We start from the raw sequence: 21,116 nt of genomic DNA, 5'->3' as shown, positions 1-21,116 counted from the left end.
CCTCACTGGCACTTTTTTTACATCGCACTACAATGCACACAAACTGATTTTGGAACACACACAATGAATCTGACACGTAGTTCGCTGAAGAGCCCTGCGAGTGTTATTGTCATCTTGGTGTTGATTATGTTGTTTGGCATGTTGAGCATTTTTAAGCTGCCAATTCAGCTCACACCAGATATTGAGCAACCGCAGATCACTATTTTCTCTGGCTGGCGCCAAGCTGCACCTGAAGAGATTGAATCGGTGATCATTGAGCCGCTCGAGAACGCAGTAAAAAACACCCCGGGTGCCTTAGAGGTTAATACTTACATTAACCGTGGCAATGGCTCTATCACGTTGACTTTTGCTGTTGGGCAAAACATGCAACAAGCCATGCTTGATGTGTTAACTAGCCTTAACCAAGCGCCGCCCCTGCCGTTAGATGCATTTGACCCTGTGGTTTTTGCTGGCGGTAATAATGGGGAAGCCGCTGCAACGTTACTGGTCACCCCAAAAGATTTTAATAGCGACAGCCTTGATTTAGACATGGCGCAGTTCCAAAAACAAATTGATGAATTTGTTGAGCCCCGTTTGGCACGTATTCCTGGTGTTGCCCGCGTTGACTTAGCCAGTGAGCGACCAAAAGAGTTACGCATTACCTTTGACCCTCACAAAGCCGCCGCACTTGGCGTCAGCCTTGACCAAATCAGTAACGTATTAGCCAGCTCACGCGATACCTCTGGTGGCCTTGCCAATGTTGGCCGTCGTCAATATACCGTACGCTTTACTGGGCAATATGATTTATCGAGCATGGCACAAATGCGCGTTGGTTATTCAGGCGATAGACCCATTTACCTTGGCGATATTGCAAGTGTAGAGCGCACTTTTTCTGACCGTTTAGGGATGAGTGGTCGAAATGGTAAACCCGCGTATTACATTCGTATTTCGCGCGCTAACGAAGCCAATACCGTTGCCCTACTCGACGAAATTAACCTTGCCATTAAAGAGCTAAACGAAGGGCCGCTGGCTGAGAATGGCTTATCGATTGAATTAAGTTTTGATGCCTCTGTGCATATTCGTAATGCTTTGTCGTTGGTTAAAAGTAACTTAGGCCTAGGTGTTTTGCTGTCGTGTTTAATCTTATGGCTGTTCTTTAGAGGCTTAAAGGCCACGTTTGTGATTGCAGCGACAATTCCTGTCTCTTTGTTGGTCGCGTTTTTAACGTTAAATATTTTTGACCGCAGCTTAAATGTTATTTCACTGGCAGGCCTTGCCTTTGCTGTTGGCTTAGTACTTGATGCCGCCATCATAGTGCAAGAAAACATCGCAAGGCTCAGAAGCGAAGGCTTTGATAGTAAAAAAGCCGCACTAAAAGGCGCAGCCCAAGTAACTGGCGCTTTATTTGCCTCAACCACCACCAGCGTTGCTATCTTCTTGCCAATTTTATTTATGGCAGGTATTGAGGGGCAGTTATTCTCTGACTTGGCGCTCACCTTATCCATTGCTGTAATTGCCTCTATGATTTGCGCAATTACACTTATTCCGTTGGCTAACCATTTTTGGCCAGACAAAGAACTCAAAGCGGATCCTTATCGTGAATATTGGCATAAGCTGACTAACTTTATCATGGCGCTTACCAATACCCGCGTTAAACAAATAGTGTGGATAGTGTCGTTATTGGGTGGCTCACTCGTCGCGACCATGACCATGCTCCCGAAAACAGATTTTATGCCGCGCGCACCAACCGATGGCTTTTTCTTTAACTTGAACACCCCGCCTGGCGGCAATGTGCAGTTTATGGAAGAAGAGCTGCTGATGCGTATTAAAAAGCGTTTAATGCCTTATTACACAGGTGAAAAAGAGCCGGGAATTAAAGATTTTAACTTTTATGCTTTTGGTTCGAACGCTGGCGGTTTTATTTATTCTGCCGATCCGCAACGTGTTGAAGAATTAATGAAGGTTGCCCGAGAAGAGATCTTCATTGATTTACCCGACACTCAAGTATTCTTCTTTAGAGGGTCGATGATCCAAGTTGCTAATGGTGGTGATGGTCGCAATATCAATATCGATTTAACGGGTCCGAATATGGACGAGCTAATAGCCGGTGCTAATGTGGCGCTGCAAGCTGTCACCGAAGCAATGCCGAATGCCACCGCAAGGCCACAACCACGACTCGATATGGCAGAGCCAGAACTTAGGCTCACACCCAATGACCGCCGTATAACCCAAGCAGGGCTAACTCGTCGTGACGTATCTCAAGCAGTGCAAGCCTATACAGGCGGGTTATTTGTTAATGAATACTTTGATGGCAACGAACGCATGAACGTGATTTTGCGCGGTATTCCATGGCAAACTCCAGAGGAGCTTAAAGCACAGCCCATTGTGACCCCACAATCAGGTATTCAAACCTTAGGCGAACTTGCCAATATTGAGCGCACCGTGGGGCCAACCCAGCTTAGACGTGTTAATGGCCGTCGTACCGTGAGTATTGTTGTCACGCCACCAGCAGATATGAGCTTACAACAAGCGCAAACCATTCTCTCAGAGCAAGTTATGCCGAAAGTTCGTGCAAGCTTGCCCGACAGCTCTGGCGCGATTTTGGCGGGTAACGCACAAAAGATGAATTCGGCCATGCAAGAAATGACTATCAACTTTATCTTGGCTCTGTTTATTTTATTCTTGCTAATGACCGCATTGTTTAAGTCAGCCAAAGACAGCGCGTTAGTTTTACTGGTTATGCCACTGGCAATTGCAGGCGGTGTACTGGCTTTATTTGTACTTAACTTATTTACCTTCCAATCGCTCGACTTACTGACCATGATTGGCTTTATTATCTTGCTGGGTCTGGTGGTAAATAATGCCATTTTATTAGTTGACCAAACCCGTGTCGCAATGGCCGCAGGGCTCAGCCGAGAAGACGCCGTTCGCCAAGCTGTGCTACTGCGCGCAAGACCCGTTTACTTAAGTACCTTAACCAGCTTATTTGGCATGCTGCCACTGATGCTAATGCCGGGGGTAGGATCAGAAATTTACCGTGGTCTTGCCACTGTGATTGTCGGCGGCATGGCCATTAGTGCCCTATTCACCCTGATATTAATGCCAAGTTTATTGCAACTTGGCAGACAACTGCCGCCCGTTAATAACAAACAGCAACCAGAAAAAACGCCTTTAAGCTTGGTATCGAATCAATGAGTATTAAAACAATGAACACACCTTTTCGTAAATTAACCGCTCGCTTTTGTGCGCTATTAAGCTTTATCGCATTTAACGCCTTCGCAGTCGTACCGGTTACTGTAGAAACCGTCACACAAGCCCCGCTGACAAGCGAAATTGAAGTCAGCGGCACTTTGTATGGTAAAGATGATGTAACCCTAACAGCGGGTGTTAGCGGCCGTTTATTATATGTTGTTGAGCCAGGCACTCTGGTTAAAAGTGGCGACACCCTAGTTCGTATGGACACCTTACCGCTTGAACTTGAAAAAGCACGCCAGCAAGAAATGCTCAATCGCGCCAAAATAAACCTACGCTTATATCAACAAGAGCTCGCTCGTTTACAAAAACTCGCCAAAGCCAGCAGTGCTGCAGCAAGCCAAGTCGATGATATGCAAAATAAGCATGATCTTGCGTTATCTGATATCGCACTGGCTAAGGTTGAATTAAAAGTGATAGACGATCAGCTTTCGCGTGCAACCATTCGCGCCCCATTTGATGGCGTGATCAGCGAGCGTTTTAAACGCGCAGGTCGCGAAATAAATCGTGCTGATGAACTGGTCACTCTGCTCGATATTAATAACTTAGAAGTGCGTTTGTACGTGCCTGTTAAATACTTAAAGTTTTTACACAAAGGCATAGAGTTACCAATTCAAGCCGGCGACTTATCAGCCCCTGATATGACAACAGCCACCGTAACAGCGGTGATCCCATCAACCGATCCGCGTTCACAAACTGTAGAAGTACGTGCCCTACTACCAAATGATGCTGAGCAAACATGGGCAATTGGCCAACTGGTTGATGTAGCCGTGCCACTAAAAAGCAAAGGTGATGTACTACTGGTGAATCGAGATGCGCTGATTTTACGCAAAAAAGGCACCCATATCGTCAAAATCGACAACGACAACAAAGCCCTGCAAATTCCCGTAAAAGTCGGTAATGGTAAAGACAAACTGGTTGAAGTCACCCCGACTTCTAACATCGCTTTAAATGCGGGCGATAAAGTGGCAGTTCGCGGCGCTGAGCAACTACAAACTGGGCAAGAAGTCGAAGTTCAGGTAAAGCAATAACTGCAAGGCTTGAGATGACTGCCAGCTATTTAATATTTTAAGAGCTGGCAGTTATGATAAAGGGTAGTAATGATTATTAAGAGTTGCGCTTGTTTTTTGACATTTCGTTATTCATATTGTCATTCTTGCTTGAATTTGGGACCTGTTTTATGTAGTTGAGTCGAGTCAAAAATGAACTCTTTCTTTTCACCGACTTTGAATTTGATGATTTTTTCTCTAGTAACTTTCTTCACTTTTGAACCGTTTAATTTCACAGATAAATAATAAAAGCCAAGTAAGTTAAAAGAGTATCCTACCATTACTTCTGCATCACTGAATGAGTATGAGACTCTATATACCCATAGAAGTGCGCAAAATAAAATGGCTCCAACAATCCACTCTATCCCATAAAAATTAACAGCAGTTACAAATATTGCAATTATTACAATCAGAGGAACCGAGAGTATGAATTTCAACCAGTTGTATAGATTTCTTTTTTTGAGAACTGTATAACCCATTTCTACTTCTTAGTTTGCAAATTCGTCTTTTCCGCAGATATAAGCACATTTGTCGTCTCAGCGATAGCAGCATTTACGTTATCCGAAAATTTCATTGCCTGAACACATTTACCAAAAGAACAATTAGCACTACCCACTTAAGATTGCAGATGCAGCTCCACCTGTCGCCACGATTACTCCTCCAGCAACAATGTGCATAAACTTGCCACTAGGATCGACCATATTTACCGGATCATTCCCCACATAAGCATAAAGATTCATCTGATTTTGAACTAAAGATCAAAAAAACACAGCTGCCTGCTTGGCCGGAGTTTTCTGATGGGTGACCCTTTTGAGCGGCAAACGAACCAAGATTATTTATAGTCACTTTCGAGTTCAAGGTCAGATACTATTAGCTTTCTTAAGCTCTCTAAAACCAGCAAATACATGGCGTACTCATGGTACTTTAGATGATATTTTGAGAACCAAGATTTAAAATCAGTATTTTCAAATAATGTTAACTTTTGTAGTTTAAGTAACTTTTCAGAGCGTCCGGAAATAGTCTGTTTAGAGTATTTATGGGCTACACCTTCGATAACTTCAGAATAGAATAGGACTTCGTCATATATTGAAAATTGATCTTCTTCTAATGCAAAACACTCAACCCCGATAGCTTTAATATCTTTCTTTGCCTTTTCAAATTGCTTAGAACTTAAGTTCAACAAATTTTGAACTTGTTGTTCTGAATCGCTTAAATTCATAACTCTAATTTTTCCGTATGTTAAGGTTTTCCAGTTCAACTCTATTTTGAATTCTCCATCTTTTCTAGTAAATATCGTTGAACCATCAATATGGTGCTTTTCCTAGTTCTTTTTTTATTGAATTACTGTTATGAAGGTCAAGTCTTGTTTTTTGCCTTATAAAAGCAGAAAGCAAGACCTGACAACTTTACAAATTAGTTTTCTTATGAAGAAAGTACAAAGCGAGTAAGCCCAGCGCAGCTTGATAAACTATAACGAACCCTACTTGAATAATAGCTGTTGTAATTTCATTTGAAGATTCAAGTAGTAAGTATGCATTTTTAGAGACTATTGAAGTAACCAGTAATGCTCCTAACGTTTTCGATAACAAATACTGCTTCATAACAAAAAGCACTGAAAAAATTACAGAAACGATGATGTTTATAATCTCCCATTGAGATAGATGTAGAAACTGCGTAAACACATGTAACAAAATACCGATTATGGGAAGAAACAAAAAGAAAAATATAACTATCAGTTTCTTAATCATCTTTATTCCACCTTTAAATTAAGTTCTTAATTTTTTTGACTTTTTAGAATAAAAAACAAGTTCAGGGCCCTTCGACTTCCTTGCTATCCAGAGTACCTAACTTAATTCCGATGACAGTACCAACAATCGCAAAGGCTATACTCAGAGGCACTTCGACAAACCATAAAGGTGGGATAAATAACGTTTGTAATAGTATCGATACAATTATTGTTCCCACTATAAAGCTCAGTAAATATACACTTAGGGCATAATTCCAAGCTTTTACAACATTGCGCTTAGCCATAACGGTATAAATTGCTGCGCTCAATAAATAAGATGGTAATAACTGGTATGTAAAATATTTGCCGAATGAGAGTGAAGCTAAATTATCACTACCAATTATTAGAGTGATAAAAGTACTTAATACGGTATTCAAAGCCAGCATGGCTAAAGTGTATTTTACTATCCTTAAACTTTTCAATTTGTCTCCATGTGTCATGTCACAATCATGATTTAAAAATGGCTGATAATGGCTTCTGCAGAGCATGTATTCAGAAAACCACTTATAATTGCAGCCTCCTTTCACAAAGCCAACACCTCTCACTGCAAACAGCTAAACCCTTTTAATGAAATTTCTTGAGTATTCGCGCCACTTTGGTTTTTATGTTGAATGATCAAACGTGAATCTTGGCTAGTAAAGGTAAAGGTTCCGAGCCAAGGAAGCTGAGCAATTGGTTGCATGTGGTAAAAACCATTGGCATCAAAGCATATAAATGAGAACTCATGATGTACCGGTGCAAATACGCCATAATCAGCGGTAAATACAGCAATGTTGTCTTGCAGCATAAAATGTTTCGCTTGCGTGCCCGCTACTAAATACCAAAAGCATATTGCTGTCATTATCACCACTTGTAAGCCGCCGAGTAAAAATACTGAAAATTTAAGAATACGGGTCGATTTACTAGCTTCCATATAAAGGCGCTTTGCTTTGAGTAATAACCAAAGCCCAATGGCAACCATAGTGAGCTTTACAATCATCAGTGCTACGCCTACTTGATACATCAGCTTAGGGCTATGCCATTGAATGCCAAATGTTTGCGGGATAAACAAGCTATCAATTAAGGGCAGCAAAATGAGTAGGAATGGCAGAATAAGCGCTTTGTTTTTCATTATTTACTTTTCTAGTGTTCTCGCATAGATAAGAGCCTAATGTTAATTCTTGGGCTCTAAAAAAGCAAAAAGGCGCAACCTGAGGTTACGCCTTTTATCGTTCTGGGCAGAACTTGAAATTTACAGTGCAGCGAATACATCGTCTGTTTTAGCAGCACAGATAAAATCATTTTTGTGTAACCCTTTGATAGAGTGGCTCCACCAAGTAACGGTTACTTTGCCCCACTCGGTTAACAGGCCTGGGTGGTGACCTTCTTCTTCAGCCATATCGCCCACTTTATTAGTGAACTCAAGTGCTTGCTTGAAGTTTTTAAACTTGTAAACACGCTCTAATTGCATAATGCCGTCGCGCACTTCAGGAACCCAGTCTGGGATCATTTTGATCAATTCTGCTAATTCAGCATCAGATACTTTAGGCGCATCCGCACGACACGCTTCACACTTTTGTGTGCTTAATGAAGACATTATAAATCCTTAACTTGCTAATTTTTCTTTAGGAGGAAACTTTGGCTCATGTAGCCCTAATTCTTTTGCTTTACTCACCAGCGACATGATATCCATTTGTGAAATATCAAATAAGTCATTGATTGAGTTAATGGTGTAGTACACAGGCTGCATAATATCAATACGATAAGGTGTACGTAATACATCAAGCACGTTCATCGCATTGATTTCTGGCTTATCTGAGTACACGTATTGTGTTTCGCCTGGGCTTGATAAAATACCACCACCATAAATTCGCAGACCTTGTTCGGTTTGCATTAAACCAAACTCAACAGTAAACCAGTAAAGGCGTGCTAAATAAACACGATCTTTCTTTTCAGCGGCATAACCTAACTGACCATATTTGTGTGTAAACTCAGCAAATGCTGGGTTGGTAAGCATCGCACAATGACCAAAAATCTCGTGGAAGATATCTGGCTCTTGTAAGTAGTCAAACTCTTCTCGGCTGCGAATAAAAGTCGCTACTGGGAACTGCTTGTTTGCTAGTAATCGAAAGAACTCATCAAAATCGATCAGTGCCGGAACAGGCGCAACTTGCCAGCCCGTTGTTTCGAGTAGCACTTCGTTGAGTTCACTAAGTTGTGGAATACGATCTGTTGGTAAATTAATTTTCTTAAGGCCTGCTAAATATTCATCACAGGCTTTACCTTCTATGCAAGCGAGTTGGCGAGCAACTAGCTCAGACCATATTTTATTTTCTTCTTCGCTCCAATGGATAACCCCATTTTCATCAGGTTGCTTGGAGGTGTAATTACTTGCTTTAGCCATAATAACCTTCTTCGTTAAATCTTGATCAGCATTGATCAGAATCTCATTAACTTGTTAAGCCGATACTATGTAAAAGTAAGCGAAATTTTAATAGTTAAGGCTGTTTCTAAGGTTTGCAGAAACAGCCCTAACGTAAACATAAAATTACACCAAAAGATCGAAAAGTTTACACACCACGTTTTTAAAGGGTTAAAACCAGCCTTTGTCGTAAACTTAAAATTACAACCTAACCAACGAATGTAAATGCAGTTTTAAGATCGTTAATAATATCGTTAACATCCTCAAGGCCAACTGATAATCGAATTAAGCCATCACTGATCCCAGCAGCTGCTCTTTCTTCAGGTGTATAAGGCGAATGTGTCATCGATGCAGGATGTTGAATGAGGGTTTCAGCATCCCCTAAACTCACAGCAAGCGTGCAAAGCTGGGTGTTATTTATAAATGTTTCGCCATCTTCAAGGCTGCCTTTTATTTCAAAGGCAATAACACCACCAGCGGCTTTCATCTGTGAGCCAATAAATTGATGACCCGGATGTGATTTAAGCCCAGGGTAATAAACTTTGCTTACCAACGGGTGCTGCTCTAAATATTCAGCAACTACTTGTGCACTTGCACAGTGGCGCTCCATGCGTACAGCAAGGGTTTTTAAACCGCGATTAATTAACCATGCATCATGAGGGCTAATCGTTGCACCAATATCTTTTAACACCGTCATTTTTATCAGGTTGATATGCTCCTCTGTGCCGCATACAAGCCCTGCCACCACATCACCATGGCCATTTAGGTATTTAGTTGCGCTGTGTACCACAATATCAATACCAAACGAGGTAGGTTGCTGGAGCAGAGGCGTTAAGAAGGTATTGTCGATAACGCTTATCAGTTGATGCTGCTTGGCAACATCGGCAATTAAACTTAGATCAAGCACCGCCATGGTCGGATTAATTGGCGTTTCTGCAAAAATCATTTTTGAATTGGCTTTAACCGCGCCGCGAAGTTCAGCTTCGTTAGTCATATCAACAAAAGTGACTTCGATACCAAAGCGCGGCAACATGTGAGCAAAAAATGCAAAGGTACAACCGTATAACGCGCTTGATGCGACTAGATGGTCACCTTGTTGTAAAAAGCTAAGCACAGACGCAGACACGGCTCCCATACCGGTCGCTGTGGCAGCCGCTGCTTCACAGTTTTCTAACTGAGCCACTTTTTGTTCTAGCTCTTGGGTTGTCGGATTACCTAAACGGGTATAAATAAAGCCCTGCTCTTCACCAGCAAATCGGGCTGCACCTTGGGCTGCATTAGCAAAAGAGAAGGTAGAGGTTTGGTAAAGTGGCGCACTCAGTGCGCCATGTGGGTCATTTGGTTTTTCTGGACCGTGAATACATTGTGTATGTAAGTGATGCTTAGTCATTGTGTGTTCTCGTTTTTATTATCAGTACTTCATACTCATAAATAAAACGTAGATACTCACAATGCACAAGCATGCCGGATGCTCAGATGGCTAAATATCACTCAGCCGTTTTTATTAACTGTACACAAAAGTTGTCATTTTGTATTTTCGGTCTCTTTGTCGCTGGTACGTGAGGCTATTTTACGGGCAATACTATTGGCGGTTTCTTTTAACAAGCTACGCTTATGCTCTAAGCGAGGTAACGGGCGACTAAGCTCCATCGCTTTATACCCTATACGCGCGGTAAAAATACCTGCACTTAGCCCTTGCGCTGCTCGGCCCGACAATTTCCCCAGTAATTCAGCGCTTAGTGCCGTTGCTGCTAAATCTGAAACTAACTCTGCACTACCAACAAACAATACTTGTTTCACTAATAAGCGGTACAATTTAATACGGCTTGCATAACCAAAACCAATACCGTAAATACGGCCAATTTGCTCAATGAGCTTAGTGCCACGCCATAGCACCGCCATCATATCGACTAAAGCCAACGGGCTTAGCGCAACCAATAAGCCAGACTCAGTGGCAAAACGGTTAATCAGTTTTTTCGCTTGCTGATCTTGGCTTACCAATAAGCTATCTGCGTATAAGGTCATGATTTCTTTATCAGTATGGTGACTTGCTATTTGCTGTTTAAACTCTTCAAACCCAGTAAGCGTTTGATGTTTATTAAGCTTTTCTAGCCATGGTAATGCTTCACCTACTTGCTCGCTATTAAGTAAGCGGTCGGCCTCGGTACGATGCAATTGATTACGCTTCAAACTTCTTAGCATACGGTACTCGCGCCAAATAACACGGGCAATCAGTAGCACACCACTGAGAACAGCCGTTAAATACACCGAACCTAAAATAATTGATTGCTGGAACGTCACAAACAATGACATCGCAAACTCAAGTAGCACTAAAATTAAAAAGCTAAAAACAAACACCCCTTTTAGGGTTTGCCATTTCGACTTTTTATACACGGGCTCAAGCTCAATGCTATCTTGCAGATCTTCTTCAGTGTCGATAAATTCGGCGTTTTCTATCACTTTAGCAACGGTTAACTCCTCTGCAGGAGCTTCGTTGCTTGCAGAGCTTGAAATACGGCGACCTGCCTGAAAGTTCATCTCCTTTGGTTGCTCACTCATGTTAGTTTATCTCCTATCAGGTACTGCATGACATGATCTAAACGAATATGCTTTAACCGTTTATCAGGGCATGGCAGTGGCGAAAACGATAAGAACTCAAAGCCCTGTTTTGGCCACTCTTGTTTGTTGAGAAGGCGTGACGGTGGCTGCGGCGGTAAATACGTTAGCCATTCTTGTTCGCCTAAAGGCTTGCCATAAATACAAGCTAACTGTTGGCCTTTCTCAGCCACTTGGCGTGGCTCTGTTGCGCAGATAGATGACATTGCCATGGTTTCGATTTGTACACCTTCGAACTTTAAATGATTCGTTTGGTCATGCACGATTGAATCAAGCAATAGCGCTAAATCTTTATGATATTGCGCACTAATATGATCTGACTTATTGGCCGCAAACAGTAGCTTGTCGATATTTGGTTTAAACAAACGCTTAAAGAAGCTTGCTTCACCATAATTAAAGTGCGCCAGCAATTGGTTAATAACACGGCTTTGCTCATGCAAGGTTTCGCTGCCTTCATTCAAGGCGCTGAGCACATCCACCAGCACAATTTGTCGGTCAAAATGACGAAAATGCTGCTCGTAAAAAGGTTTTACAACCTCTTTTACATAGGCTTTATAGCGCTTTTTAAGATGCGCTAAATTCGACCCTTCGGTTATGTCGTCTGGCACATTCGCAACTGGAAAAAACTGTAGTAGCGGCGCTCCTTTAAGCTCCCCTGGCATCAGCATACGACCAGGTTGCAGCATGGCAAGTTTGGTGTCTTTTTTAAGGCCCACTAATAACTGCTGATAAAGCGCAGCGACATCAGCAAGTTTGCTCTCATCAACACTGGCTGATAAATCAAGTTCAGCAAGGGCTGTTAAAAATGGCTTCGCTTTTTCGTTGCGTGCTGTTTGCTGCAAGAGTGAGTATTGTGACTCACACCAATCAGCAAATGATTGCTCTAGCATTGGCAAATCAAGTAGCCATTCACCTGGGTAATCAATAATGTCTAAATAGAGTGTTGATTGCGGTGCAAAGTGACCGCGTAGCCCCGAATTACTTTGGTACTTAATAGCTAAACGTAGCGTATTTATACGCTCGGTAGAGGCAGGCCATGCAGGCTCACCTTCAACAGGTAATAACGCTGCTAATGCATTTGTGTATTCAAATGTCGGTATTGTCAGTGCTTGCTGCGGCACTATTTTTGTGGCGATATGACGCTTTTCGCGCATCACATCAAAAAAAGGTAAGTTTTTATCGTCAGCTTGGCTGGTTAAATGTTTAACCAAGGCGGTAATAAAAGCGGTTTTACCGCTGCCACTTAAGCCTGTGACGGCTAATTTCACGTGTTGATCTAAACTACGGTGAAGGGCTTTTTCCGCTTTATTTTTTAACGAATTAAAGGTGTTCTTTGCAAATGATTGGCTCATAAAGTGTCTAGCACCTTATTTGCGCTGGGTATCACGATGCAAACAAGGTGCGTATATATCCTTTAAAGTTTGTTGATTTCACGGCTAACCGTAAATTCTGTTGATGTGACATAGCGTTCCATCTCTTGTAAACGACCATCAACTCGAGCAAGACGATCTTTTAAGTCTTGCAATGCACGGCGAGGTGGTTCCCCTTTTTGCCATACTTTAAATTTTACTTCAAGCGGGTCTTGGTGAATGCTGTCTGTGCTTTTCTCTGTTTTTTCTGCTGGTTTTTTATCTAAAATAAACCAAGCAGCAATGTAAGCAACAACAATAAATGGACCACCTGATAATAGCACTGCTGTCACGACTAAAATACGTACTAGCCAAAGCTCCATGTTAAAGTAGTCGCTGATACCTGCGCACACACCTGCTATTTTGCCACGCTCTGCGTCTCTAAATAATTCGCGTTTGGTACTCATACTTTACGTCTCCACTGCGGAGCCTCTTGGTCAAGTAAGGCTTCTAATGTTTCAACACGCTCTGCCATTTTATCTGCTTTTTGTGCAAGCTCTAATAATTGGCGGTGCTCGTGTTCACTTAAACCTTGGCTCACTTGTTTTTTACTACGGTAATGTAAAATTAGCCAAAGTGGGGCAACAACCACCATAAAAACAATAATCGGTGCCATCAAAACTTCTGCGTCGAACATGGTACTCTCCTGTCAATCCGTTATGTGTTTAAGCATTGGGGGACATGCCCCCATTTATTATTTTTTATCTGCTAGTTTTTTCTTAAGCTCAGCTAGCTCATCATCAATCTTTTCGTCTTGCTGAAGACCAGCAATTTCGTCAGCTAATGATTTTTTACCAAGATCATAAGACTCTATTTGTGATTCTAGACCATCGATCTTAGTCTCGTAACGTTCGAAGCGGTTTAAAGCGTCTTCAACTTTCGAGCTGTCGAGTGCTTTTTTAACTTCAAGACGTGACTCAGCAGAGCGTTGACGTAAGATGATTGCTTTTTGACGCGCTTTTGCATCAGCTAGCTTCTCTTGTAACGTGCTGACTTCTTGCTGTAGTTTCTCGATGTGAGACTCTACATGCTCAAGCTCAGTTTCAACCGCTGCGACTGCATCTGCTGACTTTTGCTTTTCAATCAGTGCTGCACGTGCTAAATCATCACGGTCTTTATTTAGTGCTAATTCAGCTTTTTCTTGCCAGTCTGCAACTTGAACTTTTAAAGTTTCAACGCGACGTACTAGCTCTTTTTTCTCAGCAAGTGTTTTTGCTGATGTAGAGCGAACTTCTACTAATGTATCTTCCATCTCTTGGATGATCAGGCGAACCATTTTTTCTGGGTCTTCTGCTTTATCTAAGATGGCATTGATATTAGAATTAACGATGTCTGCAAAACGTGAAAAAATTCCCATAACATTTACCTCTTTGGTGTTTTAACTTAATCAGTTGGTATATCTAGTATCAATATGCTTGCCAACTTTTATAAACTTAGAATAACTTAATATATTCAAACAGTTAAACTAAATTTATAAATTTCTTTAGTTCTCATAGATAATGAAATACACTAGATCTTAGTAAAAATGACTAAGAGTTAGGGAATATGAGCCAATTTCGCCAACAGGATAATTTACTCGGCCAATCTGACAGTTTTTTAAGTGTGCTTGATCAAGTTTCGCAACTAGCCAGTTTAGAAAAGCCAGTCCTTATTATTGGTGAGCGCGGTACGGGTAAAGAACTTATTGCTGCGCGTTTGCACTTTTTATCTAAGCGTTGGGACCAAAACTATATAAAGCTCAACTGTGCAGCGCTTAACGAAAACCTGCTCGAAAGTGAATTATTTGGTCATGAAAGTGGTGCATTCACAGGTGCTAGCAAACGCCACGAAGGCCGCTTTGAACGTGCTAATGGCGGTACGCTATTCCTTGATGAATTAGCCAATACCTCGGCGATGGTACAAGAAAAACTACTACGCGTTATTGAATATGGCGAATTTGAACGCGTTGGTGGTAAGCAAACCGTTAAAGTCGATACCCGTTTAGTCTGTGCTACCAATGAAGACTTACCAACCCTTGCTGAGCAAGGCGAATTTAGAAGCGACTTACTCGACCGCCTCGCCTTTGATGTTATTACCCTGCCCCCGCTGCGTGAACGCCAAGAAGATATCATGTTATTGGCAGAACAATTTGCAATTAACATGGCTCGCGATCTTGAGTGGGAGCTATTTAGTGGCTTTACGCGTAGCGCCATCGAAACGCTACAATCTTATGAGTGGCCAGGTAATATTCGTGAATTAAAGAATGTGGTTGAACGTAGCTTATATCGCCATGGTAACGAACATATTCCCGTTCACCAGATTATTTTAGACCCATTTGCGAGTAAATTTAGGCCTAAACAGCGCGTAAAAGCAGCAGTTAGCAGTGCCCCTGTTGCAAACGTCGAAGCTGCGCCTATCGCCACGACACAAAATCAAGACGTTGTGACACTCAATAAGCCCGACATTCAATTTCCTTGTAATTTAAAGCAGCTATCTAACGACTTTGAAATTGATGTCATTAAAAAAGCGCTTGAACATAGCCAATTTAACCAAAAGAAAACTGCAGAACACTTAGAATTAACGTATCATCAATTACGTGGCTATTTGAAAAAATACAATTTATTAGATCAGCAGCAATAGTTAGAGGCTAATCAGGTGTTTAAACCGTTACTTGCTTTGTCTTTGGTGTGCTTAGTAGGCTGCCTAGATAACGAAGAAAAAACCACAGAACAAAAAAACCAGGGCTTAGTCTATTGCGCTGAAGCAAACCCTGTGTCGTTTAATCCGCAAGTGACGACGACGGGTTCGACTATCGATATTATCGCCAATCAGCTTTATGATCGCCTGTTAAGTATTGATCCGGTGTCTGCCGAGTTTAAAGCAGAGCTGGCAACTGATTGGAAAATTAGCCCAGACGGCAAAGCAATTACCTTTACCCTGCGTAAAGGGGTTAAATTTCATACCACAAAATACTTTACCCCAAGCCGTGATTTTAACGCTGATGATGTAATTTTTACTTTCAGCCGCTTATTCGACGTTTATAACCCTTATCACTTTGTTGGTGATGCCAGTTACCCTTATTTTCAAAGTGTGGGTATTGATCAGCTTATTCGTCGCATTGTGCGTGTTTCTGATTACCAAGTACGGTTTGAGCTTTATAATGCTGAAAGCAGCTTTTTAGCAAACCTTGCAACAGATTTTGCCGTGGTATTATCGGAAGAATACGCCATGCAGCTTAAAGCGCGAAATCAAGAAAACTTATTTGACCAATACCCTGTGGGTACTGGCCCATATGTATATAAAGAATACCGTCGCGACCGTTTAATTCGCTATTACCGTAACCCTGATTACTGGAAACACCCTGTAGTACTTGAGCAACTGGTGTATGACATTACGCCAAACGGCACCACACGCGTTGCGAAAATGCTCACCAAAGAGTGTGATGTTACTGCGCACCCAAGCAGCGCACAGTTGAGTATTTTATCGCAACGTGAAGATATTAAAGTTCAAAAAGAGCAAAACTTAAATATTGGTTATTGGGCCTTTAACACTGAACGCCCGCCTTTTGATGATGTACGTGTACGCCAAGCACTCGCCAGCGCCATTGATGTCGATAAAATCATGCAAGCGGTATATTACGGTAACGGCATTAAAGCGCAGTCATTACTGCCTCCGGCTTCTTGGGCATTTGAAGCGCAAAAAGCCATGCCAGAATTTAACCCTGCACTTGCCAAAACATTACTCGCAGAAGCTGGCTACAAAAATGGCTTTGATATGAATATTTGGGCCATGCCAGTAAGCCGTATTTATAACCCCAATGCCCGTAAAATGGCTGAGCTGATGCAAAGTGATTTACGCAAGATTGGTGTGAACGTTAATATCGTCGAGTACGAGTGGAATACCTTTTTACAACGAATTGGTGAACATAGACACGATAGCGTGTTACTTGGTTGGGCTGCAGATACACCAGACCCAGATAACTTTATGAGCCCATTATTAAGCTGTACTGCGACTTTCAGTGGTAAAAACCCAGCAAATTGGTGTCACCCTGAGTTTGATTTATTACTTACTCAAGCCTTAGACACAACAGATCTTGAAAAGCGTAAACAATACTACAATCAAGCACAGCGGATCATAGTGCAAGAGCTGCCTATTTTACCGATAGCCCATGGTATGCGCTTTCAAGCAGCAAGTAGTGATGTTAAAGGCATAAGCTTAAGCCCGTTTGGTGGTATTTCACTAGCTAACGCGAGGAAAGAATAATGATCCTTGATTATATTCTACGCCGCTTAGCACTATTGATGTTTATGATGCTGACACTGAGTATCTTTACCTTTTCATTGAGCTTTTTGTTTCCGGGTGATGCACTAACTAACTTAAGCGGTATTACCAATAGTACCTTCTCACAAACCAGTGCCTTAGAAGAAAAATTCCACTTTACCGAAAACTACGTAGTGCAATACTTTGCCTTTTTAGAGCGTATTATTCAGGGTGATTGGGGAATTTCATTTGCATCTGGCGAAAGCGTATTTCAGCATATTCAAGACTTATTTCCTGCAACGTTAGAGCTTAGCCTTTACGCATTATTTGTCTCTGTTGCTGTGGGCGTACCGGGTGGTATTTTAGCTTCTGCTTACTACAAACGTTGGCCAGACAAATTTATAAACTCAGGCACGCTTATTGGCTACTCGATGCCTGTTTTTTGGTTAGCGCTATTGTTGATCATGGTGTTTTCACTGCAACTAGGTTGGTTTCCGATGTCGGGCCGTATGGGCCTACTTTACGAAATTGAACCTATTACCGGCTTTATTTTAATCGATATCATATTAGGTGACTTTCCGTATGATGGCATGGCATTTTTAGATGCAATACACCATCTAACCTTGCCTACTATTGTACTTGCCATGTATCCGACCACAGTACTGGTTCGCTTTACCCGCGACTCTATGCTGAAAGTACTCGATCAGAGTTACATTAAAACAGCACGCGCTAAAGGCTTAAACCGTGCACAGCTGATCCTTCACCACGCTCTGCGTAATGCGCTGCTACCGGTTATTAAACAAATAGGTTTACAGTTTAGTACCTTGATCACCCTTGCGATGATCACCGAAGTTATTTTCTCATGGCCGGGCATTGGTCGTTGGCTTATCGATAGTATTTATCAGCGCGACTACCCTGCGATTCAAGGTGGCTTACTCGCTGTTTCTATGTTCGTTATTTTAGCTACCATTATTGCTGAGCTCACTTATACCTTATTCGACCCATTATCGCGGAACCAAGCTCATGGCAAAGTTTAATTTATTCTCTGAAGAGTCGAATAAATCGCCGTTAGCGCGATTTTGGAAAAAATTTAAAACCAATCACCCTGCCCTTGTGGGTTTATGGTTGTTTATTGCTTTAGTGTTACTGGCTGTGTCTGCACCACTCCTTGCACCTTATGGCGTGAACCAGCAACACAGCGATGCTCTGCTGTTACCGCCATCGTGGCATGATGCAGGTGACGTACGCTTTTTATTGGGCACCGACGATTTAGGCCGAGATGTGTTATCGCGCTTAATGAATGGTGCAACCTACACCTTTGGTTTGTCGGTTGTCGCGGCTTTGATCACGACGGTAATTGGGGTGTTAGTAGGTACTTTTGCTGGGATCAGCCGGGGAATTCGCTCAAGCTTTTTGAATCACTTGCTTGATATTACGTTATCTATTCCATCGCTGTTACTAGCCATCATTATTATTGCGATTCTTGGCCCGGGCTTAATGAATACAGTATGGGCGATTATTTTAGCCTTACTGCCTCAATTTATTCACTCGGTACGTAACTTAATTGTTGAAGAGCTTAACAAAGATTACATCACGGCATTTAAACTGGATGGTGCGTCAAACTGGCATATTCTCGCCCGTGGTATCTTCCCGAATATTTACGAGCATATTGTGGTTATTTTTACCATGGCGCTTTCTACCGCTATTTTGGATATCTCGGCACTTGGCTTTTTAAAATTGGGCGCACAGCCCCCAACCACAGAATGGGGTGCTATTTTGGCTGAAAACCTTGGTTTAATTTACCTTGCCCCTTGGACTGTTGGCTTACCGGGCGTATTATTATTTTTAGCAGTACTGTCTACCAATTTAGTAGGTGACGGTTTACGCCAAGTGCTTAAAGAACGTAAGGCCGACTAATTATGCAATTACTCGATATTCGCAATCTCACGATAGAGTTACGCACCTCAGATACCGTTATTCGTGCGGTTGATAGAGTCAGCATGACCTTAAAAGAAGGTGAAGTGCATGCTTTAGTTGGCGAGTCTGGCTCAGGTAAAAGCTTAATTGCAAAAGCCATCGTTGGGGTTTTAAACAAACGCTGGCATATCACCGCAGACCGCATGCATTGGCGTGGTGTTGATTTAATGCGCTTATCTAACGAGCAGCGCCGTAAACTAGTAGGTCAAGACATTGCTATGATCTACCAAGATCCGAGTCGCTGCCTAGATCCAACTGCCAAGATATTTGACCAAATTGCCGAAACCCTGCCTGCGCAAGCAACCAGTGGCTTTTTCTTAAAGCGAAATAAACAGCGTAAAGACAGAGTAAAAGCGTTAATCCACAAGGTCGGTATTAAAGATCATAAAAAGGTACTCGACAGCTACCCTCATGAGCTCTCTGAAGGGATTTGTCAAAAAGTGATGATTGCCATGGCCATTGCGCGTACCCCAAAACTATTGATTGCCGATGAGCCAACTACCGCCCTTGAAAGCACCACGCGTGCGCAAGTATTTAGACTGTTAAAAAGCTTGAACCAACTAAAGAACATGTCGATTTTAATGATCTCTCACGAGCTTGAAGAAATTGTTGAGTGGTCTCATGGCATGCATGTTCTTTACTGCGGACAAATGGTTGAAGCTGGCCCAACTAATCGTATTTTTAGTCAGCCATATCATCCGTATACTCAAGCACTATTAAAAAGCTTGCCTGACTACGAGCAAGGGCTTGCCCACAAAGAGCCGTTTTATGCTTTAAAAGGCACCATTCCGACCTTGCAGCATTTGCCAATAGGCTGCCGCTTGGGTCCACGTTGCCCACAAGCACAAAAAGAATGTGTGGTTACCCCGAAATTGACCAAGCATCATAGTCATAGTTATGCCTGCCATTTCCCATTAATTAAGGCGATGAAATAATGCAACCACTGCTCAAAGTTCAAGCGTTATCAAAGAGTTTTAACCTGCGTGCAGGCTTGTTTTCACGCAAACGATTCTCTGTTTTAAGAGATATTTCGTTTTGCTTAGGACAAGGTGAAACCATTGCAATTATCGGGGAAACCGGCTCAGGCAAAAGTACCTTAGCTAAATTACTCTCAGGAGCCGATAACGCTGATAAAGGGCAAATTTTGCTCGATGGTAATATCATCGAAAATGATGGCTTGCGTGATAACGACTGTCGTCATATTCGTATGATCTTTCAAGATTCTGAGGCGTCGTTGAACCCGGGTTTAACCATTGGCGACATGCTTAACGACTGCTTACAGTACAACACTGACCTAAACAAAGAAGAGCGTGAAGATAAAATAAAACAAACCCTCGCAAAAGTGGGTTTGCTGTTAGATCATCAGCACTATTACCCTCATATGTTTAGTAGTGGACAATTACAACGTATAGCGCTTGCACGGGCTTTAATTTTAGACCCTAAGGTTGTAGTGCTCGATGAGGCATTATCGTCTCTAGACCCGTCTGTGCGTGCACAAACGGTAAACTTATTACTGCGTCTACAAAAAGATACTGGCCTTAGCTATGTGCTTATTACGCATCACCTAAGTTTAGTGCGTCATATTAGCGACCAACTTGTGGTACTTGATCACGGTGAGATTGTTGAATACGGCCAAACCGAAGCGATTTTCCAAAACCCACAATCAAACGTGACGCAGAAGTTGTTGAACTGCTGATAGTGAGCTGTCAGCTATCAGCCGTAAGCTGTCAGTTTGATTCGGCGTTAAAACGCCTCCTACGCGAGCGGTTTGATCACTCAATTAACTTTACTCTTTCCCCTCGAAACTTTACTCTTTCCCCTCGAAACTTTACTCTTTCCCCTCGAAACTTTACTCTTTCCCCTTGCAGCTTTACTCTTATCAAAACTTTTTATACATCCCTTGGCTTTGTGGTGCGACAAACTTGTAGCCAAGCTTTTCGTAAAAGCCTGGTTTGTCAGCGACCATAGTGACATAACTACCTTCAAAGGCGGCAGATTCAATGTAGCGGTCAACATGTTCCATAATGACACGCCCTAACCCTTGCCCTTGATATTCAGGTGATACAGCAATATCAACCACTTCAAAATTACAACCGCCATCACCAATAACGCGGCCCATGCCAATCAACTCATCGTTTTTACGAATACAAATAGCATAAAGAGAGTTTGGTAACCCCGCCTTTGCAGCCGCTAATGAACGTGCTGATAAGCCAGCTTTAAGGCGCATGTCACAGTATTCTTCTGCGCTTGGTAGCTGCTCTATTAGACTGTACTCCATAAAAGCTCTTTGTAACTTGCATTAGCTTTAACGGTAACAAAAAAGGCGCCAATAGGCCAATGCCAGTCAGTTAAGCTGACTGGCATTTCTTTTTTTATGTGGGTACTTTGATGGCTTAGGCTTTATCGCT

22 protein-coding genes are annotated in these 21,116 nt (G+C 42.2%); 8 read left to right on the top strand and 14 right to left on the bottom strand.

What is annotated here, in order from left to right; genetic code table 11:
• Positions 1–63: 63 nt before the first annotated feature.
• Both EXT43_RS07690 and EXT43_RS07685 read left to right on the top strand, forming a co-directional pair.
• A complete protein-coding gene (locus EXT43_RS07690; protein ID WP_130166715.1) occupies positions 64–3,174 on the top strand; it encodes an efflux RND transporter permease subunit in 3,111 nt (1,036 codons plus the stop codon).
• Positions 3,171–4,262, top strand: coding sequence for an efflux RND transporter periplasmic adaptor subunit (locus tag EXT43_RS07685; protein ID WP_240701478.1), 1,092 nt, complete (start codon positions 3,171–3,173; stop codon positions 4,260–4,262). Before EXT43_RS07690 ends, EXT43_RS07685 begins: the two co-directional genes overlap by 4 nt.
• 119 nt (positions 4,263–4,381) lie before the next feature.
• Here the strand turns inward: EXT43_RS07685 and EXT43_RS07680 are convergent, their stop codons facing one another.
• From EXT43_RS07680 to pspA, 13 genes are all read right to left on the bottom strand, one after another.
• Positions 4,382–4,759, bottom strand: coding sequence for a hypothetical protein (locus tag EXT43_RS07680; RefSeq protein WP_130166714.1), 378 nt, complete (start codon positions 4,757–4,759; stop codon positions 4,382–4,384).
• A 353-nt stretch (positions 4,760–5,112) separates the two neighbouring features.
• Positions 5,113–5,499, bottom strand: coding sequence for a hypothetical protein (locus tag EXT43_RS07675; protein ID WP_130166713.1), 387 nt, complete (start codon positions 5,497–5,499; stop codon positions 5,113–5,115).
• A 187-nt stretch (positions 5,500–5,686) separates the two neighbouring features.
• Complete coding sequence (locus tag EXT43_RS07670; RefSeq protein WP_130166712.1) at positions 5,687–6,028, bottom strand: hypothetical protein; 342 nt, start codon at positions 6,026–6,028, stop codon at positions 5,687–5,689.
• Positions 6,029–6,089: 61 nt separating this feature from the next.
• Entirely contained in the window at positions 6,090–6,506 is a 417-nt protein-coding gene (locus EXT43_RS07665) for a hypothetical protein (protein WP_130166711.1), read from the bottom strand.
• Positions 6,507–6,607: 101 nt separating this feature from the next.
• Positions 6,608–7,177, bottom strand: a complete 570-nt coding sequence (locus tag EXT43_RS07660; RefSeq protein ID WP_130166710.1) for a hypothetical protein — start codon at positions 7,175–7,177, stop codon at positions 6,608–6,610.
• A 120-nt stretch (positions 7,178–7,297) separates the two neighbouring features.
• On the bottom strand, positions 7,298–7,642 hold the full coding sequence (locus EXT43_RS07655) for a 4a-hydroxytetrahydrobiopterin dehydratase (RefSeq protein ID WP_036969771.1): 345 nt from the start codon (positions 7,640–7,642) through the stop codon (positions 7,298–7,300).
• Between the two features lie 9 nt (positions 7,643–7,651).
• Positions 7,652–8,449: a phenylalanine 4-monooxygenase gene (phhA, locus tag EXT43_RS07650; protein WP_054553132.1), complete on the bottom strand. Its 798-nt coding sequence runs from the start codon at positions 8,447–8,449 to the stop codon at positions 7,652–7,654.
• Between the two features lie 226 nt (positions 8,450–8,675).
• Complete coding sequence (gene megL, locus EXT43_RS07645) at positions 8,676–9,857, bottom strand: methionine gamma-lyase (protein ID WP_130166709.1); 1,182 nt, start codon at positions 9,855–9,857, stop codon at positions 8,676–8,678.
• 134 nt (positions 9,858–9,991) lie between these two features.
• Entirely contained in the window at positions 9,992–11,026 is a 1,035-nt protein-coding gene (locus EXT43_RS07640; RefSeq protein ID WP_130166708.1) for a TIGR01620 family protein, read from the bottom strand.
• Positions 11,023–12,435: a YcjX family protein gene (locus EXT43_RS07635; RefSeq protein WP_130166707.1), complete on the bottom strand. Its 1,413-nt coding sequence runs from the start codon at positions 12,433–12,435 to the stop codon at positions 11,023–11,025. Before EXT43_RS07635 ends, EXT43_RS07640 begins: the two co-directional genes overlap by 4 nt.
• Before the next feature lie 62 nt (positions 12,436–12,497).
• Positions 12,498–12,899 (bottom strand): envelope stress response membrane protein PspC, encoded by a 402-nt coding sequence (gene pspC, locus EXT43_RS07630; RefSeq protein ID WP_054562063.1) that lies wholly within the window; start codon positions 12,897–12,899, stop codon positions 12,498–12,500.
• Positions 12,896–13,129, bottom strand: coding sequence for an envelope stress response membrane protein PspB (pspB, locus tag EXT43_RS07625; RefSeq protein ID WP_036969793.1), 234 nt, complete (start codon positions 13,127–13,129; stop codon positions 12,896–12,898). The genes pspC and pspB overlap by 4 nt, the downstream gene beginning before the upstream one ends.
• 57 nt (positions 13,130–13,186) lie before the next feature.
• Entirely contained in the window at positions 13,187–13,849 is a 663-nt protein-coding gene (gene pspA / locus EXT43_RS07620; protein WP_054562064.1) for a phage shock protein PspA, read from the bottom strand.
• Between the two features lie 188 nt (positions 13,850–14,037).
• Here pspA and pspF point away from each other — a divergent pair, with 188 nt between their 5' ends.
• Genes pspF through EXT43_RS07590 form a run of 6 tightly spaced genes read left to right on the top strand, consistent with a single transcriptional unit; the run spans position 14,038 to position 20,404 of the window.
• Positions 14,038–15,111 carry a phage shock protein operon transcriptional activator gene (gene pspF, locus EXT43_RS07615; RefSeq protein WP_054562065.1) on the top strand — a complete coding sequence of 358 codons (1,074 nt, stop codon included), beginning with the start codon at positions 14,038–14,040 and terminating at the stop codon, positions 15,109–15,111.
• Between the two features lie 15 nt (positions 15,112–15,126).
• On the top strand, positions 15,127–16,734 hold the full coding sequence (locus tag EXT43_RS07610) for an ABC transporter substrate-binding protein (RefSeq protein ID WP_054562066.1): 1,608 nt from the start codon (positions 15,127–15,129) through the stop codon (positions 16,732–16,734).
• Entirely contained in the window at positions 16,734–17,768 is a 1,035-nt protein-coding gene (locus EXT43_RS07605) for an ABC transporter permease subunit (protein ID WP_062566867.1), read from the top strand. The genes EXT43_RS07610 and EXT43_RS07605 overlap by 1 nt, the downstream gene beginning before the upstream one ends.
• A complete protein-coding gene (locus tag EXT43_RS07600) occupies positions 17,755–18,648 on the top strand; it encodes an ABC transporter permease subunit (RefSeq protein ID WP_054562068.1) in 894 nt (297 codons plus the stop codon). The genes EXT43_RS07605 and EXT43_RS07600 overlap by 14 nt, the downstream gene beginning before the upstream one ends.
• Positions 18,649–18,650: 2 nt before the next feature.
• The gene (locus EXT43_RS07595; protein ID WP_054562069.1) at positions 18,651–19,643 is read left to right on the top strand and encodes an oligopeptide/dipeptide ABC transporter ATP-binding protein; all 993 of its coding nucleotides are present in this window, start codon (positions 18,651–18,653) and stop codon (positions 19,641–19,643) included.
• A complete protein-coding gene (locus EXT43_RS07590) occupies positions 19,643–20,404 on the top strand; it encodes an ATP-binding cassette domain-containing protein (RefSeq protein ID WP_054562070.1) in 762 nt (253 codons plus the stop codon). The genes EXT43_RS07595 and EXT43_RS07590 overlap by 1 nt, the downstream gene beginning before the upstream one ends.
• 183 nt (positions 20,405–20,587) lie before the next feature.
• Here the strand turns inward: EXT43_RS07590 and EXT43_RS07585 are convergent, their stop codons facing one another.
• The gene (locus EXT43_RS07585) at positions 20,588–20,986 is read right to left on the bottom strand and encodes a GNAT family N-acetyltransferase (RefSeq protein ID WP_054562071.1); all 399 of its coding nucleotides are present in this window, start codon (positions 20,984–20,986) and stop codon (positions 20,588–20,590) included.
• Positions 20,987–21,116: the final 130 nt, after the last annotated feature.

Origin of the sequence: Pseudoalteromonas sp. CO109Y (assembly GCF_004208935.1) — a bacterium.
In the GTDB taxonomy this organism is placed as follows: Bacteria; Pseudomonadota; Gammaproteobacteria; order Enterobacterales; family Alteromonadaceae; genus Pseudoalteromonas; species Pseudoalteromonas shioyasakiensis.
Note: the sequence above shows the minus strand (reverse complement) of the source record. Positions and strands in the feature narration are given on the sequence as shown.

What these genes read in the sequence shown, in the direction of transcription:
- EXT43_RS07690 (WP_130166715.1), top strand. Translation starts at nt 64, where the DNA reads ATGAATCTGACACGTAGTTCGCTGAAGAGCCCTGCGAGTGTTATTGTC.
- EXT43_RS07685 (WP_240701478.1), top strand. Translation starts at nt 3,171, where the DNA reads ATGAGTATTAAAACAATGAACACACCTTTTCGTAAATTAACCGCTCGC.
- EXT43_RS07680 (WP_130166714.1), bottom strand. Translation starts at nt 4,759, where the DNA reads ATGGGTTATACAGTTCTCAAAAAAAGAAATCTATACAACTGGTTGAAA.
- EXT43_RS07675 (WP_130166713.1), bottom strand. Translation starts at nt 5,499, where the DNA reads ATGAATTTAAGCGATTCAGAACAACAAGTTCAAAATTTGTTGAACTTA.
- EXT43_RS07670 (WP_130166712.1), bottom strand. Translation starts at nt 6,028, where the DNA reads ATGATTAAGAAACTGATAGTTATATTTTTCTTTTTGTTTCTTCCCATA.
- EXT43_RS07665 (WP_130166711.1), bottom strand. Translation starts at nt 6,506, where the DNA reads ATGACACATGGAGACAAATTGAAAAGTTTAAGGATAGTAAAATACACT.
- EXT43_RS07660 (WP_130166710.1), bottom strand. Translation starts at nt 7,177, where the DNA reads ATGAAAAACAAAGCGCTTATTCTGCCATTCCTACTCATTTTGCTGCCC.
- EXT43_RS07655 (WP_036969771.1), bottom strand. Translation starts at nt 7,642, where the DNA reads ATGTCTTCATTAAGCACACAAAAGTGTGAAGCGTGTCGTGCGGATGCG.
- phhA (WP_054553132.1), bottom strand. Translation starts at nt 8,449, where the DNA reads ATGGCTAAAGCAAGTAATTACACCTCCAAGCAACCTGATGAAAATGGG.
- megL (WP_130166709.1), bottom strand. Translation starts at nt 9,857, where the DNA reads ATGACTAAGCATCACTTACATACACAATGTATTCACGGTCCAGAAAAA.
- EXT43_RS07640 (WP_130166708.1), bottom strand. Translation starts at nt 11,026, where the DNA reads ATGAGTGAGCAACCAAAGGAGATGAACTTTCAGGCAGGTCGCCGTATT.
- EXT43_RS07635 (WP_130166707.1), bottom strand. Translation starts at nt 12,435, where the DNA reads ATGAGCCAATCATTTGCAAAGAACACCTTTAATTCGTTAAAAAATAAA.
- pspC (WP_054562063.1), bottom strand. Translation starts at nt 12,899, where the DNA reads ATGAGTACCAAACGCGAATTATTTAGAGACGCAGAGCGTGGCAAAATA.
- pspB (WP_036969793.1), bottom strand. Translation starts at nt 13,129, where the DNA reads ATGTTCGACGCAGAAGTTTTGATGGCACCGATTATTGTTTTTATGGTG.
- pspA (WP_054562064.1), bottom strand. Translation starts at nt 13,849, where the DNA reads ATGGGAATTTTTTCACGTTTTGCAGACATCGTTAATTCTAATATCAAT.
- pspF (WP_054562065.1), top strand. Translation starts at nt 14,038, where the DNA reads ATGAGCCAATTTCGCCAACAGGATAATTTACTCGGCCAATCTGACAGT.
- EXT43_RS07605 (WP_062566867.1), top strand. Translation starts at nt 16,734, where the DNA reads ATGATCCTTGATTATATTCTACGCCGCTTAGCACTATTGATGTTTATG.
- EXT43_RS07600 (WP_054562068.1), top strand. Translation starts at nt 17,755, where the DNA reads ATGGCAAAGTTTAATTTATTCTCTGAAGAGTCGAATAAATCGCCGTTA.
- EXT43_RS07595 (WP_054562069.1), top strand. Translation starts at nt 18,651, where the DNA reads ATGCAATTACTCGATATTCGCAATCTCACGATAGAGTTACGCACCTCA.
- EXT43_RS07590 (WP_054562070.1), top strand. Translation starts at nt 19,643, where the DNA reads ATGCAACCACTGCTCAAAGTTCAAGCGTTATCAAAGAGTTTTAACCTG.
- EXT43_RS07585 (WP_054562071.1), bottom strand. Translation starts at nt 20,986, where the DNA reads ATGGAGTACAGTCTAATAGAGCAGCTACCAAGCGCAGAAGAATACTGT.